Below are 18,490 nucleotides of genomic sequence, written 5' to 3'. Positions count from 1 at the left end.
CTGAAACGGCGGAGGTCTTGGCATATTGCACGGACCGAAAGCCCGCGCAGCCACGGGGAGAACCGTGCGTACGAACAGGGAGATGCGTCGCCTCGCCGACATCCTCATCGCTCCCATCCGGGTGCCGGTCCCGGCCGAACCCGAGGTCCTGTTCGACGCGGTCGTCGAGGCGGCCGCGCGCTGGCGGGGCCGCGAGATCGTCGTGCACCGGGCGGTGTTCCCGCCGCACACCGCCAGCGGGCTCTGGCTGGAGGGCGCGCACCACGACGACGTCGTCGTCGACGAGCGGGCCGCCGTCTGGCACCAGATCGTGATCTTCTGCCACGAGGTGTGGCACATGCACCGGCGCCGCACCGACACCGTCCCCGGGGCCGCCCCGGCCGCCGCCGCGCGCAGCGACTTCACCCTCTCCGACGAGCAGGAGGCCGACCGCTTCGGCATGCTGATGGGCCGTCGGCTGCGCACCTGGCTGGAGGCGTCCGCCGACTCCGTGTACGCCGACCGCGGCGACGACACCCAGGACATCGCCGGACGCATCGGCGCGGCCCTCAACTACCGCGGGACCCGGAGATGAGCGGAAAGCGCGGATGAACGGAACCCGCGGATGAACGGCCTGCCCCACTACGTCAGCGCCGCCGCCCTGTGGACCGGCCTGCTCGTGCGGGCCCCCGACCTGCTGCGCCACCGGCACGACCCCTACCTGCGGTCCATCTGCGCGGTGCTCGGCCTGGCCGGGCTCTGCTTCCTCCTCGGGGCCCCGCCCACGGTCGGCGCCGTCAACCGGGCCGCCGCGACCCCCAACCTGGCCGCGCCGCTGACGTACGCCGCGATCACCGGGTACAGCGCCGCCTCCCAGGTGCTGATCGTGCACTGGCGGGGCGGACCGCGGGTGCGCCGGACGGCCCGCCGCTGGATCCTGGCGTACACGCTGGTCGTCCTCGGCATCGTCACGATGTTCGTCCTGGGCGACGCGCCGGTGGAGCGGCGCGTCGACCTGGACACCTACTACGCGAACACCCCCTTCGTCCGCGAGATGATCGTGCTCTACCTGCTCGGGCACCTCGCCGCCGTCGGCGTCACCACCGTGTCCGCCCTGCGCTGGGCCCGCGAGGTACGGGGCTGGCTGCGAGCGGGCCTGGTGACGCTGGGCCTCGGCTCGCTGTGCGGGGTCGTGTACAGCCTGGCCAGGCTCGCCGCCGTGGCCGCCCGCTGGACCGGCCACGACTGGTCCGCCCTGGTCACCGACGCCTCCCCGGCGGCGGCCGGACTCGGCGCGGTCATGACGGTCGTCGGCGTCCTCGTCCCGCTCGCCGGGCCCCGGCTGACGGAACGGCGGCGGACCCTGCGCACCTACGCCCGTCTCGCACCCCTGGAGCGCGAACTGGACGGCGTCCTCACCCGCCACTCCCTGCGGCTGCCCCGGCCGTGCTGGGCCCGGCCGGCCACCCGGCTGGTGTGGCGCCGGACCAGCATCCACAACGCGCTGACCCACCTGGACGCCTACGTCGACCGCGAGCTGTACGACACGACGCTGGAGGCCGCCCTGCGCCGTACCGGCGACGCCGGGCGGGCCGCCGCGACGGCCTGGGCGACCGTCATCGCGGCGGCCGTGCGGCAGGAGGCGCACGCCGGGCCGGACGGCGGTGGCGGCCGTCCCGCCGGGGAGTCCGCCTGGTTCCTGGATCGGGCGCCGGACCCGGACGCGCTGGTGCGCATCGCCGACGCGCTGGCCGGCGGACCGCTCGTCCGCACCGCCGCGCCGGAGGGCGTGGCCGGGACCGTGACCACTCGCGCGCCGGGAACCGCGACGGGGACCGTGACCACTCGTACGCCGGGAACCGCGACGGGGACCGTGACCACTCGTACGCCGGGAACCGCGACGGGAACCGTGGCGCACGCGCGGCCGGTGTCCGCCGAACGGGGGCCGGCCGCGTGAGTCTCGTCGTCTACCTGGCCGGCGCCGTCCTCCTGCTCGCCGCCGCCGTGCTGTTCCGCCGGCCCCGTTCGGCCGCGCCCCGCCCCCTCACCGTCTCCACCTGCGTCGCCATCACCCTGGGCGCGTTCGTCTTCGTCTGCTCCGCGCCGGTCACCCTGGCCGCCGTCAACGACCTCACCGGCATCCCCAACTTCGGCGCCCCGCTGACGTACGGCATGCTCTCGGCGTACAGCTGCTCGCTGCTGGTCCTGCTCGCCCACTGGCGGGGCGGGCCGCCCGAGCGGGTACGGCGGCAGGTGCTGCTCGGCACCGCCGTGTACGGGCCGCTGGTCGTGGCCGTGGTGGTGCTCTTCGCGCTGGCCGACGCGCCCGCCGAGCGGCTCACCGACCTCGACACCTACTACGCGAACACGCCGTACATGCGCGAGATGATCGTGCTCTACCTGCTCGGGCACACCGCCGCCATCGTCGCGATGGCCGTGGTGTGCGTGAAGTGGGCCCGGGAGGTCACCGGCCTGCTGCGCACCGGGCTGCTGCTGATCCTCGTCGGCGCGCTGCTGGACCTGATCGGCTTCCAGCTGGCCAAGTACACGGCCGTCGTCGCCCGTTGGACCGGTCACGACCTCGACTTCCTGTCCACCGACGTCGCCCCGCCGATGGCCGCCCTCGGCGCCCTGCTCTGCTCCGCCGGCTACGTGCTGCCCCGGCTGCTGCCGGCGGCCGTCGCCCACGGGCGCGGGCTGCGGGACCACCGGCGGCTGCGGCCGCTGTGGGCCCGCGTGGGATTCGTGTCGGTGGCCCCCAAGCCGCCCGTGTCCTGGTGGCGGCTGCCCGAGGAGCGGCTGCACTGGCGGGAGGTCGCCATCCACGACGCGCTCCTCGCCCTCGCCCCCTACTTCGACGACGGGGTGCGGACACGGGCGCTCGCCGCGGCCCTCGCCGAGGGCCGCGGTCCGCACGAGGCGCGGGTCGCCTCGGAGGCGGCCATGCTCGCCGAGGCCGCCCGGCGGGCCGCCGCGCGCGAGGCGCCGTGCGCGGCGCCGAGCACCCACCGGCTGCACGCCACCGAGGTCTCCGGCGCCGCCGGACTGGTGGAGCTGGCGCGGGAACTGGCCCGAACTCCGGTGCCGGACACGGCCGGTGAAGGTACGGTGAAAGCCTTCCATGGCTGAATGCCGGGCGCGGCGGCGAGCCCGCGCGGCCGAACGGCCTGGTGGGCGGGTCCCTTCGCGGCGCACGGGCCGCGCGGCCGGGCCCGCGGTGGCCGAATGTCCGCCTTCATGAGACCTGCCCCACCGAAGACGCCCACCGTGCCCGTCGTGCCCGCCGCGCCCGCCGCGCCGGGTCCGTCCGTCCTGTCCGCCCCGTCCGCCCTGTGTGCCTTCGCGGCCGAGTACGAGGAGCCCCATGTCCAGTAGAGCTGTCGTCATCGGTGCCGGCCTGGCCGGCATGCTGGCCGCGGCGGCCCTGTCCACCGTCGTGGACGAAGTGATCGTGCTGGAACGGGACGACCTGCCCGACGGACCCGAACACCGCAGGGGCCTGCCGCAGGGCCGGCACGCCCATCTCCTCATGGCCGGCGGACTCGCCGCCATGGAGGACCTCGTGCCGGGCGTCGACATGCGCAAGCACCTGCTGGCCGCCGGGGCCCGCGAGATATCCCTCAGCTCCGGCATGGTCGCCCTCACGCCCGAGGGCTGGTTCCGGCGCTGGCGCCACGAGGGGCCGCGGATGATCACCTGCAGCCGGGCCCTGCTCGACTGGGCGGTCCGGGACGCCGTACCGGCCCACACCGGGGCCCGGATCCGCAAGGGCCGGGTGCTCGGCCTGACGGGCGACGCGCGGCGCGTCACCGGCGTGCGGGTCGCCGCTCCCGACGGGGACGAGGTGATCGACGCCGACTTCGTGGTCGAGGCGGGCGGCCGCGGTTCGCGGGTCGTCACCTGGCTGGGGGAACTGGGGATCTCCGGCATCCGGGAGAAGACGGTCGACGCGGGCCTGGTCAACGCCACGCGCATCTACCGCACCCCCGAAGGGGCCGGGCGGTTCCCGCTCGCCATCATCCAGGCCGACCCCTACCGGGGGCTGCCCGGACGCAGCGGCATGGTGCTCCCCATCGAGGGCGACCGGTGGATGGTGAGCCTCGCCGGGACGCGGGGCGGGGGCGAACCGCCGTCCGACCCCGACGGGTTCCTGCGGTACACGCGCGATCTGCCGCACCCCCTCGTGGGACGGCTGATCGCGGGCGCCGAGCCGCTCACCGACATCCACGTCAGCCGCAGCACCAGCAACCACCGGCGGTACCTGGAGAAGGCGCGGGAGTGGCCCGAGCGGTTCGTCGTCCTCGGCGACGCGCTCGCCACCTTCAACCCCGCCTACGGCCAGGGCATGTCCGTGGCCGCGCTCGGCGCGCGGGTGCTGAGCCGCGAGCTGCGGCAGGCCGGCGGCACCGGCACGGCGGGGCTCGCGCGGCGGGTGCAGCGGGGGGCCGCGGCGTCGGTCGAGGCGGCCTGGACGATGGCCGTCAGCCAGGACGTGTGGTTCCCCGGGACGCGGGGCGGGTCCCCCACCCTCGCGGACCGGCTGGTCACCCGGTTCACCCGGCGGGTGATGCGGACGGCCACGGGGTCGTACGCCGCGGCGGCGGCCCTGTGGGACGTCACGAGCCTGACGGCGGGGCCGCAGCGGCTGCTGCACCCGTCGGCGCTGCTGGCGACCCTGAGCGGTCCGGCCCTGCGGGCGGCGGCGGGGCCGCCGCTGACCGACGCGGAACGGGAGATCCTGCGAGGGCTGGAGGCCGCCGGTACCGCGGCGGGGTGACCCCGGACCACCCGCGGGAGGACCGGGAACGGGGCCCGTCCGACCGACGGGGCCGGCCCGACGGGGCCGACCGACGGGGCCGACCGACGGGGCTGACCGACGGGGCTGACCGACAGGGCTGACCGACGGGGCTGACCGACAGGGCTGACCGACGGGCCCGGCACGACTCCCGGACCCGGTCCCGGCCCCGTCGCCGGGCCCGCTCCAGGACCCGGTCTCGGCCCCGGTCCCGTCGCCGGTCCTCCTGGGACGACCGGCGGCGGGGGCGGGGGCGGGGGCGGGGGGTGGGGCGGGACCGGGTCCGCCCCCCGTCTCAGCCGTCGAACGCCGGCAGGGGAACGCCCTGGCCCGCGCCGGGGACGACCAGGAGCGAACCCGCCAGGGGGTGGGGCGACGTCAGGCCCACGCGGGCCGTGGTGACGTACAGGTCGGTCAGACCGGGGCCGCCGAACGCGCAGGCCGTCACGCGGGGGACCGGGAAGCGTATCTCCCGGTCCAGCGTGCCCGCCGGGGTGTACCGGCGCACCGCCGCGCCGTCCCACAGGGCCACCCACACGCATCCGTCCGCGTCGACCGTCAGCCCGTCGGGGAAGCCCGCGCCCTCCTCGACCACGGCGAAGGGGCGACGGTTCGTCACCCGGCCCTCGGCGTGGTCGAAGACGTCGACGCGGCGGGTCGGGGAGTCGATGTAGTACATCAGCGTGCCGCAGGGGCTCCAGCCCGTCCCGTTGCTCACCGCGACGTCGTCGAGGACCACGGAGGCCGAGCCGTCCCCGGTGATCCGGGACAGGGACCCCCCGCCCGGCGCCTCGTCGTAGCGCATCGTGCCGGCCCAGAGCGAGCCGTCCGGTGCGACGGCCGCGTCGTTGGCGCGGCGGCCGGGGACCGGCTCGCGGCGGAGCCAGCGGAAGCCGCCGTCCTCGTCCAGCAGGCCCACGCCGTCACGGAGGTTGAGGACCAGACCGCCGCCCGCGCGGGGCTTGGCCGCGCCCACGTGCTGGTCGGTGACGCGCACCGTGCGGCGGTCCGTCGAGGGGTCGTAGGTGTGCAGGCGCGAGCCGAGGATGTCGAGCCACAGGAGGCGGCCGGCGGCCGGGTCCCAGGTCGGGCCCTCGCCGAGGGCGGCCTCCGCGCGGACGGCGACGTCGAACGTGTGCGTCATGCCGCGCTCCGGTAGCCGAGCTGCTCGGACAGTTCGGCCGCGCCCTTGGCGGCGAGCTGCTCCAGTTCGACGCGGCGCCCGTCGCTCCAGCGGATCATGGGCACGGAGATCGACAGCGCGGCCACCACCCGGCCGGTGCGGTCGCGCACCGGGGCCGCCACGCAGCTGACGTCGGGGTTCGACTCGCGGCTCTCGACCGCGACGCCCCGCTCCCGGATCTCCGCCAGGGCCTCCCGCAGGGCGCCGGGATCGGTGATGCTGTTGGGCGTCATGGCGGCCAGGTCGGCGTCGTCGGGGATCCGCGCGGTCAGCTCGGCGTCGGGGAGGGAGGCGAGCAGCATCTTGCCGACGGAGGTGCAGTGCGCGGGCAGGCGCCGGCCCGCCGCCGACACCATGCGCACGGCGTGGGTGGAGTCGACCTTCGCGATGTAGATGACGTCCGTGCCCTCCAGGATCGCCACGTGGACCGTCTCGTCGCAGGTCTCGGCGACGGTCCGGGCCACCAGCTGGCCCTCGGCGGCCAGGTCGAGCTGCTCGGCGTACCGGCTGCCGAGCTGGTACGGCCGCACGCCGAGGCGGTAGCGTCCGGGCTGCCCGGGGACGGTGACGATGTACGACCGGGCGGCGAGCGTGGTGACCAGCTCGTGCACGGTGGTGCGCGGCAGTTGGAGCCGGCGCACGATGTCGGGGGCGGAGAGCGTGCCGTCCCCGTCGAGGAAGAGCTCGAGGATGTCGAGAGCCCGGGTAACGGCGGGCACGAGTCGTCCCACGGCCGGCCCCCTCCCTTGGTTCGTCTCAGGCCTGTGTTCGAAATCTCAACAGACGATCGGCATGACGAACACAGGCTAGTCACACAGCGAGCCGCCCGGCAATGGCCGGGGCCGGGATACCGAACACCGCCGGTGCGCGGGCGGTCCCGCGACCCGGCGGGCGGGCGGTCCCGCCGCCCCGTGGGCGACGATGGACCGCATGCCGTCCGACACGCGCCCCGCCGGCCGCCCCTTCACCCCCGCCGACTTCCCGCTGGTGCTGCTGCGCCGCATGGCCGACCACAACCCCGGGCTGGTGGACGACGCCCGCCGCGAACTGGGCGCCTCCTCAGCCGACCTGCGGGAGGCCCACAAGCGCTGGCAGGCGATGGTCCGCTCGCCGCGCGGCGGGGGCGCCGCCGCCCGGTACCGCTCCGTCCTCGGCGCCCCCGAGTCGCGCTCGGCGCGCCGGATCGGCGACCTGGACTGCGAGGCGTGGCGGTGGCCGCTGCCCCTGTGGCCCACCCTGCGCTTCGAGGTGCTCCTCGCCCCGGGCGGCGCCGTCTGGAACGAGTGGCTCGTCCGCGCGCCCGGCGCCCCGGCCCCCGTCCTGCGCACCCTCGACGACCTCGCTCCCTGGTCCTGCACCGTCGACGAGGCCGCCCGCGCCTTCGCCCCCGCCCGCCCCCTGGAGGGCTCGGCCCCCACCCGCTGGGCCCTGGCCCTCACGGCACCGGACGGGGAGGGGGTGCGGCGGGAGGCGGTCGCCGAGTTCACCTGGGGGCTGCTGCAGCGGACGGCGGTGCGGGGGTGACCCCGCGGGGGCCCCGGCCGGCGGCGGGGGCGGCCGCCTGGAGGACCGCCTCCACCACGCGCGGCACCGACCCCGGGTGCAGGAACAGGAAGAGGTTCGGTTCCACCAGTTCCAGCTCCATCACCCGCGGCCGGCCGTCGTCGCCGTCCACCAGGTCGACCCGCGCGTACAGCAGCTCGGGCGCGCCCGGTACGGCGGCCAGCGCCCGCTCGGCCACGTCGAGTTCGGCCGCCGTCGGGGTCCACCGCTCCAGCCCCGGATGCGCGACCTTGACCGCGTCGAACGCGGTCCCGGGCGCGAGCACGGCCCGCTTGCGGCTGGCGTGCAGCAGGCGTCCCCCGAAGAACTGCAGGGCCCGCTCCCCCGCCGTGTCGATGCTGCGCGCGTACGGCTGCACCATCGCCGTCAGCCCCTCCTCGTGCATGCGCGCGAGCTGGCGTACGGCGGTCTCGTGCTGGTCGGGGGTGTAGCGGGCGGCGTAGCGGGCGCCGGCGCCCGAGGTGGGCTTGACGACGTACTCGTGGTCGCCGGGGAGGTCGGCCGGGTCGCCGGGGGCGAGGTAGCGGGTGGGGACGACGGGGGTGCCGGCCGCCGCGAGCTCGCCGAGGTAGCGCTTGTCGGTGTTCCAGCGCACGACGGCGGCCGGGTTGGCCAGCCGGGTCACCCCGGCGCAGCGCTCCGCCCACGCCGTGAACTCGGCCGCGCGCCAGCTGTAGTCCCAGGTGGAGCGGATCAGGGCGAGGTCGTAGGAGGCCCAGTCGGCGTCGGCGTCGTCCCAGCACACGGCCTCCGCCTCGGCCCCGGCCTCCTCCAGCGCCCGTACCAGGACCGGCAGGTCGCGGTCCTTGCTGGGCTCCGGCCGGGGGTCGTAGGTGACGAGGGCGACTCGGGGCACGGCGGGACTCCATTCTCCTGGCGGGCACGGCCCCGCAGGCTAACCACCACCCCTGCGATCACCGCAACCCGTTCGGTCCTCCCTCGCTGGGGAGCCCGGCAGCGGAGCCCGGGGAGCGGCGGCCCGCGACGCCGTCCGGGACCGCGTGGAGGGCCCGCCCGTGCCGTCCTCCGGAAGCGGACGTGACGGGCGTCAACCTCCGGGGGCGACTGGCCGGGCCGGTCATGAGGTAGGAACAAGCCTGTCGTCCCCTGCCCGAGGAGTGTTCCGGTGTCCTCTCTCTTCCCGGTCCTGTCGGACCCGTCGTCCGGTCCGCCGTCCGGCCGCGCGGCCCTGCGGTTCGGCGACCGGTCCCTGACGTACGCCGAACTCGCCGGTGCGGCGGGTGCCCTGGCCGAGCGGCTGCCGGGCGGCGGCGCGCGGGTCGCCGTGTGGGCGACGCCCTCGGCGGAGACGGCCGTGGCCGTCGTGGCGGCGCTGGAGGCCGGGGTGCCGGTGGTGCCGCTCAACCCGAAGTCCGGGGAGGGGGAGCTCGGGCACATCCTGTCCGACAGCGCGCCCGCGCTCCTCCTGGCCGCGCCCGGGGACGAACTGCCCCCCGTCGTGGGCGACGTGCCGCGTGTCGAGGTGGACGTGCGGGCGCGCGGCCGGCTCCCCGGCCGGGCGTCCGTGGACGACGAGGACGCCGCGCTCGTCGTCTACACCTCCGGCACCACCGGCCCGCCCAAGGGCGCGGTCGTCCCCCGGCGGGCGGTCGCGGCGACGCTGGACGCGCTCGCCGACGCCTGGCGGTGGACCGGCGAGGACGTGCTGGTGCACGGGCTGCCGCTGTTCCACGTGCACGGGCTGGTGCTGGGCGTCCTGGGGCCGCTGCGGCGCGGGGGGTCGGTGCGGCACCTGGGACGGTTCTCCCCGGAGGGGGTGGCCCGGGAGCTGAACAGCGGCGCCACCATGCTGTTCGGGGTGCCGACGATGTACCACCGGCTCGCCGAGGCCCTCCCCGGCGACCCCGGCCTCGCCGAGGCGCTCGGCCGGGCCCGGCTGCTCGTCTCCGGCTCCGCCGCGCTGCCGGTGCACGACCACGAGCGCATCACGGCCGCGACCGGGCAGCGGGTGATCGAGCGGTACGGCATGACGGAGACGCTGATGAACACCTCCGTGCGTGCCGACGGCGCACCCCGCGCGGGCACGGTCGGGGTGCCGCTGCCGGGGGTGGAGCTGCGGCTCGTGGAGGAGGACGGGACGCCCCTCGCGTCGTACGACGGGGAGAGCGTCGGGGAGATCCAGGTGCGCGGGCCGAACCTGTTCACCGGCTACCTCGGCCGGCCGGACGCCACGGCCGCGGCGTTCACCGCCGACGGCTGGTTCCGGACCGGGGACATGGCGGTGCGCGACCCCGACGGGTACGTCCGGATCGTGGGGCGCAAGGCCACCGACCTGATCAAGAGCGGCGGTTACAAGATCGGCGCCGGGGAGATCGAGAACGCGCTGCTGGAACATCCGGGCGTGCGGGAGGCCGCCGTCACCGGGGAGCCGGACGCCGACCTCGGGGAGCGGATCGTGGCGTGGATCGTGCCCGTCGACCGGCGGTCGCCCCCCGGCGAGGAGGAGTTGGCCGGCCATGTGGCGCGGCGGCTCGCCCCGCACAAGCGGCCCCGCACGGTGCGCTACCTCGACGTGCTGCCCCGCAACGACATGGGGAAGATCATGAAGCGGGCGCTGCCCTCATGAGCGGCCCGCTCCGGCTCTCCGCACGCGAGGTCCTCGCCCTCGTCCTCGACGCCCCCGACTCTCCGGAATCCTCCGGCTCCTTCGACGAACTCCCCCTCCCGGCGCGCGAGTCCGCTCCCGACGGGCCGCTGGGCTGGCCCGGCTACGACGCCTCGCGCGCCCGCGCCGCCGAGCGGACCGGGGAGACGGAGTCCGTGGTCTGCGGCGTCGGCGCCGTCGGCGGCACCCGGGCCGTGCTGATCTCCTTCGAGTTCGGCTTCCTGGGCGGCTCGCTGGGCGAACGCACCGGCGACCGGCTGGAGGCGGCGTACCGCCACGCCCGCGACCACCGGCTGCCGGTCGTCGCGCTGGTCGCCACCGGCGGCTCCCGGATGCAGGAGGGCATGATCGCCCTCACCCAGCTCCAACGCGTGGCGAGGGAGTCGGCGCTGACCCGGCAGGCCGGGCTGGCGCAGATCGCCGTGCTGCGCGATCCGACGACCGGTGGCGGCTGGGCCACCCTGGGCGCGGGTGCCGACGTGGTGCTCGCCCTGCCGGGCGCCCAGGTCGGCTTCGCCGGGTCGCGGGTGCGGCCGCCGGACGCCGACCCCGCCGCGTACACCGCCGAGGCGCAGGTCGCGGCGGGTTCCGCGGACGCCGTCGTGGAGCCGGGGGCACTGCGGGAGACGCTGGCGCGGTGGCTGCGGCTGCTGACCCGCCCGTCCGGGGAGCCCGCGCCGGTCCCCCGCGCCCTGGGGGCGAAGGACCTCCCGGCCACCGGCTGGGACGCCGTCCGGCGCGCCCGCTCGCCCCAGCGTCCGCGCGCCGAGGCCTACCTGGACGCCTACTTCACCCTGCGCGCCGCGATCGGCGGGGACCGCTGCGGCGGCACCGATCCGGACGGCGTGCTGTGCGGTTTCGGCGAGCACCGGGGCCGTACCGTCGCCTACGCCGCCCAGACCGGGACCGCCACCCGGCCCGCCGGCTACCGCACCGCCACCCGGCTGGTCCGCCTCGCGGACCGGCTCGGCATCCCGGTGCTGACCCTGGTGGACACGCCGGGCGCGGCCAACGACGCGGAGGCGGAGCGGCAGGGCGCGGGCGCGGCGATCGCCGAACTGTTCGGCGCGGTGGCCACCGCGCGGACGCCCGTCACGACGCTGGTGATCGGCGAGGGCGGGTCCGGGGGCGCGCTGGCCCTGGCCGCGCCCGGCCGGACCTGGGCCGCCCCGGACAGCTACTTCTCGGTCATCGCGCCGGAGGCGGCGGCCGCGATCCTGAAACGGCCGCCCGGCGAGGTCGAGGCGACGGCCGGCCGACTCCGCATCCGCCCACAGGACTTGGCGGAACTGGGGGTGGTCCGCACGGATCTGCCGTGAGGGTGCCGGCCGCGGGGCGGAGGCGGCGTGGCGGAGGCCGGAGGCGGCGTGGCGGGTTTCCGTCGGCGGCGGGCGGGCGGCGGGAGCGGGAACGGGACAACCTCCCGTACCGTCCGTAACAATGGCCCCGCACGGAGCCGCGGTTCGACGAGCACGACGGGGGCGTCATGGCAGCAGTGGTGGAGTTCACGACGGACGACGGCGCCGTGGTCGCCGTCGAGGCCGTCGGGGAACAGCGGCCCGGTTCCCGGCTGGTGGCCCGCGGTGACGGCACCGTGCAGGCGGCCCGCACCTTCGAGGGCGCCCTGGAGGGCGTGCGCTCGGCCGCGGCGTCCGCGCTGCGGGTCTTCCGCGACGGCACGCTGCGACCCGACGGCGTGGAGATCGAGTTCGGGGTGAAGCTGGCGGCCGAGACGGGCGCGATCATCGCCAAGGGCACGGCGGAGGGGCACCTGGTCGTCAGGCTGACCTGGTCCCCGTCGGCGGAACGGCCGCGACAGGACGCGCCGGGGACCGCCGAGCCGGTCGGAACGGCGGGCGCGCGACCGGGCGCGCCGGAGGCCGGGCGGCCGATCCCGTCGACGGCCGCGCGGCCGGACCCGGTCGAGGGCGCACGGCCGGTCGTGCCGGCGGCCGCACCGCCGGAGTCCCTCCCCGCCTCATGAGGAGCGCCGAGTGGCAGGCCCGGATCGAGTGCGCCGGGCAGGTCGTCGGGGCGGGTTTCCTGGTCACCCCGCGCACGGTCCTCACCTGTGCCCACGTCGTCCACGAGGGGCCGGCCGGGGAGCTGGCGGTGACCTTCACGGAGCGGCCCGGCTCCGCGCCCGTCGCGGCACGGGTGGTGGCCGAGGGCGGCTGGGGCGGCGGCAGCACCGACCCCGGCGACCTCGCCGTCCTGGAGCTGGACCACGAGGTGGACATCGCCCCGGCGGCGCTGGCGCCCGTGGACACCGCGTACGGCAGCCGGCCGCGCAAGCTCGTCGTGTACGGCTTCCCGCTCGGCTTCGACGAGGGCACCCTGGCCGAGTACCGGGTCACCGCACCGCAGTTGCTCAACCGGGAGTGGATGCAGCTGGAGGCCTGGCAGCCGGACGGGCAGCCGCTCGAACCGGGGTTCAGCGGGGCCGCGGTCACCCTCGTCGACACCGGTGAGGTGGTCGGCATGGTCACGGCCGCCGCCGGCGCGCAGGGGGTGCGCAACGGGCGGATGATGCCCACCGAGGTGATGGCCCGCTACTGGTCCGCCCTCGCCGGGCTCGTCCCCACCTCCGACCACCGCACCGCCGACCGCGCCCGGCTGCGGGAACTGGTCGAGCGGGCCGTCCGCGCCGGCCTGGACTGCGACCCCGTACGGCTCTACCGGGCCGCCGCCGGGCCGCTGGACCCCGAACCGCCGCGCGAGGGCTTCGACTCGCTGCGTTCGGCCGCACTGTTCGTGCTGTGCGAGATCGACGGCGAGGACGCGGCCGGCACCGTCGCCCGCTTCACCGAGCACGTGGAGGCGCTGTTCCGGGCACCCGTGGAGACGCCCGCCGCGCCGCGCTGGTCGCCCATCCTCGTCGACCTGCGGCACAGCGGCGCGGGCGACGGCCGGGTCAGCGTCGAGGTGTCGGCGTACAGCGGGGGCCGTCGGCATCCTGTGGGGTCCGACACCGTGCCGCGGTCCCGGCTGCACGCCTACGTCCAGGACCGGATCGAGGCGGCGTTCGGGTATCTGACGCCGGGCTGCGACGAGCTGATCGCGTTCGCGCTGCCCCGCGACTGGATCGACCTGCCCGTGGACCGCTGGGCGAGCGCGCCCGACGACGACACCCCGCTCGGCTGCGCGCACCCCGTCGTGGTCACCGACCAGGCGCGGCGGCGGGCGGCCGCCCGGCACCAGCTGACCCGTGCCTGGAACCGGCTCGACTCCGCGCCCGGCGCCCAGGTGCACCGGGTGGAGTGCGGCACGTCCGAGGAGCCGCGCCGGCTGCGGGTGCGGCTGCGGCAGTCCGACGCCTGTCTCGCCGGGTTCGCCACCGCGCCGGCCGCGCCCCGCACCCGGGCCCACTTCGACACCACGCTCACCGCGCCCGCCCCGGTGGTCGTCTGGTCCCGGGAGGGCTGCGACAGCGGCCCCGAGGAGCCCTGCGCGGGCGGTGCCGACTGCACGGGCAAGACCTTCCTGGACCAGCTCGACAGTTGCGTGTCCGGCGTACCGCCGGCCGAACTCCCGCGCAGGATCCTCCAGTTGCGGGAGGAGGCCGACGCCGAGGACGAGCACTGGGCGCGCGACATCCAGTTGCTGTGGGACGACCCGCGCGTCTTCACCGACCCGCACGCCGGGACGGGGGCGCACGTCCGATCCCCCGTGGCCTGACCCGCCCGCCCCCCACGCCGAGTCCACCGCACGGAGAGATCCCGCATGCCCCACTGGTCCGTCTACACCGGGAACAGCGCACCGCACGACGGCATCGACGACCTGCCCGCCCCGCCGCCCTGGCGGGCGTTCGACGGCGGGCCCGTCCTGCCCGCGCCGCGGGACGGCGACGACGGGGCGGCCGTCTCCCCCGACCGCGCGCACCGCGCCCGCACCTACGTGGCCGCCCCCGAGACCGTCCAGCTCGTCAACGCCGCGCTGGTGCTGCGCCGGCCGCTGCTGGTCACGGGCCCGCCCGGCACCGGCAAGTCCTCGCTGGCCTACGCGGTGGCGCGGGAACTGCGGCTGGGCCCGGTCCTGCGCTGGAACATCACCAGCCGCTCCACGCTGTCCGACGGCCTCTACCAGTACGACCCGCTGTCCCGGCTGTACGCGGCGCGGCGGGCGGTGCCGTGGTGGGCGGGGGCCAGGGCGCCCGAGACGGGAGCGCCCGGGACGGGAGCGCCCGGGGCCGGGGCGGGCGCGTCCGGGGCGGAGGTGTCCGGGGCGGGTGCCTCGGAGACCGGGGCGTCCGGAACGGGGGCGTGGGGGACCGGCGGGCCGGGCGGCGGTCCGCCCGCGGGCGCCGACGTCGAGGAGCACCTGCGCCTCGGCCCCCTCGGCACGGCCCTGCTCCCCCACGCCCGCCCCCGCGTGCTCCTCGTCGACGAGATCGACAAGAGCGACCTGGACCTGCCCAACGACCTGCTGAACGTGCTGGAGGAGGGGCAGTACGAGATCCCCGAACTGATGCGCGCCGCACGCCGGTCCGGCCCCGGCACCACCGCCGAGGTCCTCGCCGACGGCACGGACGAGCCGGTCGCGGTCACCCGTGGCCGGGTGCGCTGCCGGGCCTTCCCCTTCGTGGTGCTGACCAGCAACGGCGAGCGCGAGTTCCCGCCCGCCTTCCTGCGCCGCTGTGTCCGGCTGCGGCTGCGGCGCCCGGACCACGAGCAGCTCACCGAGATCGTCCGTGCCCACCTCGACACCCCGGCGGGCGAGGCGGAGCACCTCATCGACCGCTTCCTGGCCCGCGCCGCCGACGGCGAACTCGCCACCGACCAGCTGCTGAACGCCCTCTACCTCACCGGCGTCGCCGGCCTGGACGCGGACTCCCGCGACGCCCTCGCGGACGAGCTGATGCCGTACCTGAGCGCGACGGCGGACGGCGATGGCTTCTGAGGGCCCGCCGGCGGCGCCCGGCGGGGCCCCGCCGGGGCCCGGGGGCACGGCCGTCGGCCGGCTCGCCGCGCTCCTGACGGCCGCCGCCGGGACCCCGCCGACCCCGCGCGAACTGGCGGAACTGCTGTGGCTGGCCGCGCGGACGCAGGACGGCGGTCCGGCCGGCGAGGGGCCGGGGAAGGGGCCCGCCGGGCAGGGCGTGCCGCCCGCTCCCGCGCCGCCGCGCCGGGACGGGGCCACCGCCCCGGCCCCTCCCCCGGCCGCACCGCCGCCCCCGCCGCACCCCCCGGCCCCGGCCGCCCGCGTCCCCCTGCACCTGCCGTCCGCGGCCCCGCCGCCCCCCGGCGAGCGGGACGGCGGGGAGCGGGACGGCGGCGCCCACCTGCTCGCCCCCGCGCCGGCGATGCTCCCCCGCCCCCTCGCCCTCCAGCGCGCCCTGCGCCCGCTGAAACGCACGGTGCCGGCGGCCCGCGCCCGCGTCCTGGACGAGCGGGCGACGGCCGACCGCATCGCCCGGCTCGGCGCGCACCCGGACGTCTGGCTCCCCGTGCTGCGCCCGGCGCGCGAGCGCTGGCTGCGCCTCGCCCTCGTGCACGACACCGGTCCGACCATGCCGGTCTGGCGCCCGCTCGTGCGGGAACTGCACACGGTGCTGGCCCAGTCGGGCGTCTTCCGCACGGTCACGCTCCACCCCGCCGGTCCCGACGGCCGGGCCCGGCACGTGCCCGACCCGGCGGACGGGCGGACGCTCGCCCTGGTCGTCAGCGACTGCACGGGCCCGCAGTGGCGGCCCGGCCCGGCGGGCACCCGCTGGTACGCCGCGCTGCGGCACTGGGCGTCCCGAATGCCGCTGGCCGTCGTCCAGCCGCTGCCGGAGCGGCTGTGGCCGACCACGGCCCTCCCGGCCGAGCCCGGCGTGCTGTCCTCCCCGGGCGCGGCGGCCCCGGCCACCGCCCTGGCCTTCACCCCGTACGACCCCGAGGCCGGCCGGCCGCACCCCGCCGCCGTCGCCCTGCCGGTCCTGGAGCCGGGCGCCCCCTGGCTCGCCCACTGGGCGGCGCTGGTGGCCGGCCCCGGCGGCGCGCGCGTCCCGGGCGCGGCGGCCTGGCTGACCCCGGCGCCGCCCGAGCGGGACCCGGCGGCCGATCCGGCACGCCTGCCCGCGCGGGAGCTGGTCCTGCGGTTCCGCGCCACCGCCTCCCCGGAGGCCTTCCGCCTCGCCGGTCACCTGACCCTGGCCGACCCGTCCGTGCCGGTGATGCGCCTGGTCCAGCGCGCGGTGGAGCGCGACCCGCGCCCGCAGCACCTCGCCGAGGTGATCCTCAGTGGCCTGCTCACGGCGGCGCCGGGCCCGCCCGGCTCGTACGCCTTCCGCCCCGGCGTCGGCGAACTGCTCGCGCGGACCCTCCCGCGCACCGCGCGCGGCCGCACCCGCGACCTGCTGGAACGGACGGGCCGCCTCATCGACGCGCGGGCGGGCCGCACGGCGGGCGAGTTCCGCGCCCGGACCGGCGGCGGGGACGGCGGGACGGCGTTCGCGACGGTCGCCGAGGAGACCGTACGGCGACTGGGCGCGGGCCCCGACGACGCCGTGCGGCGGGAGCCCGCCGGTGCCGGGCCGGACGGCGGCCGGGGCGCGGCGGCCCGCCCGGCCCTGCTGTTCGAGACCGGCACCGACCTCGGCACCCGCCCCGAGGCGCGGATCAGCCTCGAGTACGCCGTGCACCAGGTCCTGTCCCGCGGCGGCCTGGCCCCGCAGCAGTACGAGGTGCTGGTGCGGCCCGACGGCTACCGCGTCCGCGTCGCCCCCGGCGTCTTCCTGCTGCCGGTGCTGGCCGCGGCCCTTCGCTGGCTGCCCGGACCCCTGACCGGCCGGGCGGCGGCGCCGCGGCTTCGGGTGACCTTCGAGGACGGGCGCCGGACCGCGCCCCCGCCCCCGCCCCCGCAGGGGTCCGCCCCGGTGCTGGTGCTCGTCCCGCCCGCCCTCTACGAGGCGTTCGCCGGCAGCTCCGCCGCCGCCGGACCGCACCGCTTCCGCCCGCTGCACGGGGACGCCCCCGACGCCCCGCCGCTCGCCTGGTACTGCCCGCTGCCCGCGCCGCGCGCCGAGGAGGAGCCGGACCTGGTGCGCGGCCCCTTCATCGCCGGGGACGCCGACCGGCCGGGCGCGCCCGTGCCGGGCCGGTCCGCCGTCGTGCACCTGGCACCCGGACGCCCGCTCGCCCTCCTGGACCCGGCCGACCCGCACGCCGCGCACCTGCCGCGGCCGTTGACGTACTACGAGGTCGACCTCACGCCGCGGCAGGCCACCCGCGCGGTGTCGCTGCCCGGTTCCGGCAAGGGCGAGTTCGTGGGGACCGCCGAACTGACCTGGCGGGTGGAGGACCCGGTGGCCTTCGTGCGGGCGGGGACCACGGGGGTCGCGGACCGGCTCCTCGCCCACCTGCTCCGGGCCGCGCCGCAGATCACCCGGCACCACTCGCCGCGCCGTGCGGCCGGGGCGCAGCGCGCGCTGGAGGCGCAGCTGGGCGGGTGGCCGGTGCCGGGGCTCGCGGTGCGCTGCGCGGTGCGGCTGGCCCCGGAGTGGGCGCCGCCGCCCGCCCCGCCGCGGCCGGCCCCGGCGGACGCGTCCTCACCGGCCGGCCTCCTGGCCGGCGCCGACGCCGTGCTGCTCGGCTTCGACGGTCCGGTGGCCCGGCTGTTCACGGCGCCGACGGCGCGCGGGGCCGCGCTGGAGCTGCTGGCGGTCGCCGCCGCCGGGCGGGGCCCGCGGGACGCGCCGACGGACCCCGCCCCGGCGGTGCGGGACGCGCCGGCGCACCCCCTGGACGTGCTGCGCGCGCACGCCCGCGGCCCGCTCGAACCCCTGCTGCGGGCCCGCCTGGACGAAGTCGAACTGGCGGCCGTCCCGCACGCGCCGACCACCCACCACTTCGTCGCCCTGGTGCGCGCGCTGCACGAGTCGGGCCGCCGGGTGGCCGTGGTGACGGACGTGTGCGAGGAGGCCGTACGCCGCTACGTGGAGCCGTACCGGCTGCCGCTGGACGGCGTCCACGGGCGCGGTCCGCGTCCGGCGCCGCTGATGCCGGACCCCGCGGGCCTGCTGGAGGCCCTGCGGGCCCTGGACGTCGGGGCGGCGGCCGGCGTGCTGGTCGGGGCCACGGTGGCGGAGCTGACCGCCGCCCAGCGGGCGGGGCTGCGGTTCGTCGGCCTCGCGCGCAGTCCGACCGTGGAGCAGGAGCTGCGGGCCGCCGGGTGCCGGGCGACCGTCCGGTCCCTGACGGAGCTGCTGGAGGCGGCGCGCGCCCGGTAGGCCTCCCGTGCGGACCGGGCCGGGGAAACGGGCGGTCGCCCGGCGCCCGTAACCCGGCACCTGGCACCCGTCACCCGTCACCCGTCACCCGTCACCCGTCACCCGGCGGAGGCGATCCCCCCGTTCGGCGGC

Annotated in this window: 15 protein-coding genes; 12 read left to right on the top strand and 3 right to left on the bottom strand. The window is 77.6% G+C overall.

Annotated features, from left to right (window positions below; all coding sequences use genetic code 11):
* Positions 1-64: 64 nt before the first annotated feature.
* The 5 genes from ACZ5FU_RS29585 (at position 65) to ACZ5FU_RS29565 (ending at position 4,756) form a co-directional block, all read left to right on the top strand.
* Positions 65-574, top strand: a complete 510-nt coding sequence (locus ACZ5FU_RS29585) for a toxin (RefSeq protein WP_469047431.1) — start codon at positions 65-67, stop codon at positions 572-574.
* A gap of 30 nt (positions 575-604) precedes the next feature.
* Complete coding sequence (locus ACZ5FU_RS29580) at positions 605-1,936, top strand: MAB_1171c family putative transporter (RefSeq protein WP_469047430.1); 1,332 nt, start codon at positions 605-607, stop codon at positions 1,934-1,936.
* Positions 1,933-3,108, top strand: coding sequence for an MAB_1171c family putative transporter (locus ACZ5FU_RS29575; protein ID WP_451530329.1), 1,176 nt, complete (start codon positions 1,933-1,935; stop codon positions 3,106-3,108). The genes ACZ5FU_RS29580 and ACZ5FU_RS29575 overlap by 4 nt, the downstream gene beginning before the upstream one ends.
* 108 nt (positions 3,109-3,216) lie before the next feature.
* Complete coding sequence (locus tag ACZ5FU_RS29570) at positions 3,217-3,354, top strand: hypothetical protein (protein WP_468835942.1); 138 nt, start codon at positions 3,217-3,219, stop codon at positions 3,352-3,354.
* Positions 3,344-4,756, top strand: a complete 1,413-nt coding sequence (locus ACZ5FU_RS29565) for an FAD-dependent oxidoreductase (protein ID WP_451530331.1) — start codon at positions 3,344-3,346, stop codon at positions 4,754-4,756. The genes ACZ5FU_RS29570 and ACZ5FU_RS29565 overlap by 11 nt, the downstream gene beginning before the upstream one ends.
* 313 nt (positions 4,757-5,069) lie before the next feature.
* Here ACZ5FU_RS29565 and ACZ5FU_RS29560 read toward each other — a convergent pair whose 3' ends face one another.
* Both ACZ5FU_RS29560 and ACZ5FU_RS29555 read right to left on the bottom strand, forming a co-directional pair.
* Positions 5,070-5,918 (bottom strand): SMP-30/gluconolactonase/LRE family protein, encoded by an 849-nt coding sequence (locus ACZ5FU_RS29560; RefSeq protein WP_451530332.1) that lies wholly within the window; start codon positions 5,916-5,918, stop codon positions 5,070-5,072.
* A complete protein-coding gene (locus ACZ5FU_RS29555; RefSeq protein WP_451530333.1) occupies positions 5,915-6,688 on the bottom strand; it encodes an IclR family transcriptional regulator in 774 nt (257 codons plus the stop codon). Before ACZ5FU_RS29555 ends, ACZ5FU_RS29560 begins: the two co-directional genes overlap by 4 nt.
* 190 nt (positions 6,689-6,878) lie before the next feature.
* On the opposite strand from ACZ5FU_RS29555, the gene ACZ5FU_RS29550 reads away from it, so the two are divergent.
* Positions 6,879-7,481, top strand: coding sequence for a hypothetical protein (locus tag ACZ5FU_RS29550; RefSeq protein ID WP_451530334.1), 603 nt, complete (start codon positions 6,879-6,881; stop codon positions 7,479-7,481).
* On the opposite strand, the gene ACZ5FU_RS29545 is transcribed toward ACZ5FU_RS29550, so the two are convergent.
* Positions 7,441-8,376, bottom strand: a complete 936-nt coding sequence (locus tag ACZ5FU_RS29545) for an ATP-grasp domain-containing protein (protein ID WP_451776302.1) — start codon at positions 8,374-8,376, stop codon at positions 7,441-7,443. The two genes, ACZ5FU_RS29550 and ACZ5FU_RS29545, sit on opposite strands and share 41 nt — an antisense overlap.
* A gap of 270 nt (positions 8,377-8,646) precedes the next feature.
* Here ACZ5FU_RS29545 and ACZ5FU_RS29540 point away from each other — a divergent pair, with 270 nt between their 5' ends.
* The 6 genes from ACZ5FU_RS29540 (at position 8,647) to ACZ5FU_RS29515 (ending at position 18,358) form a co-directional block, all read left to right on the top strand.
* Positions 8,647-10,107, top strand: coding sequence for an acyl-CoA synthetase (locus tag ACZ5FU_RS29540; protein WP_468642733.1), 1,461 nt, complete (start codon positions 8,647-8,649; stop codon positions 10,105-10,107).
* A complete protein-coding gene (locus ACZ5FU_RS29535) occupies positions 10,104-11,465 on the top strand; it encodes a carboxyl transferase domain-containing protein (RefSeq protein WP_469047428.1) in 1,362 nt (453 codons plus the stop codon). The genes ACZ5FU_RS29540 and ACZ5FU_RS29535 overlap by 4 nt, the downstream gene beginning before the upstream one ends.
* Before the next feature lie 167 nt (positions 11,466-11,632).
* Entirely contained in the window at positions 11,633-12,130 is a 498-nt protein-coding gene (locus ACZ5FU_RS29530; protein WP_469047427.1) for a CU044_2847 family protein, read from the top strand.
* On the top strand, positions 12,127-13,824 hold the full coding sequence (locus tag ACZ5FU_RS29525) for a VMAP-C domain-containing protein (protein ID WP_468835957.1): 1,698 nt from the start codon (positions 12,127-12,129) through the stop codon (positions 13,822-13,824). The genes ACZ5FU_RS29530 and ACZ5FU_RS29525 overlap by 4 nt, the downstream gene beginning before the upstream one ends.
* 45 nt (positions 13,825-13,869) lie before the next feature.
* Positions 13,870-15,045, top strand: a complete 1,176-nt coding sequence (locus tag ACZ5FU_RS29520; protein WP_469047425.1) for an AAA family ATPase — start codon at positions 13,870-13,872, stop codon at positions 15,043-15,045.
* Entirely contained in the window at positions 15,035-18,358 is a 3,324-nt protein-coding gene (locus ACZ5FU_RS29515) for an SAV_2336 N-terminal domain-related protein (RefSeq protein ID WP_468835961.1), read from the top strand. Before ACZ5FU_RS29520 ends, ACZ5FU_RS29515 begins: the two co-directional genes overlap by 11 nt.
* Positions 18,359-18,490: the final 132 nt, after the last annotated feature.

Source organism: Streptomyces sp. NPDC031554 (assembly GCF_055580685.1).
The sequence above is the reverse complement of the archived record's forward strand: the minus strand, read 5'-3'. Positions and strand labels throughout refer to the sequence as shown.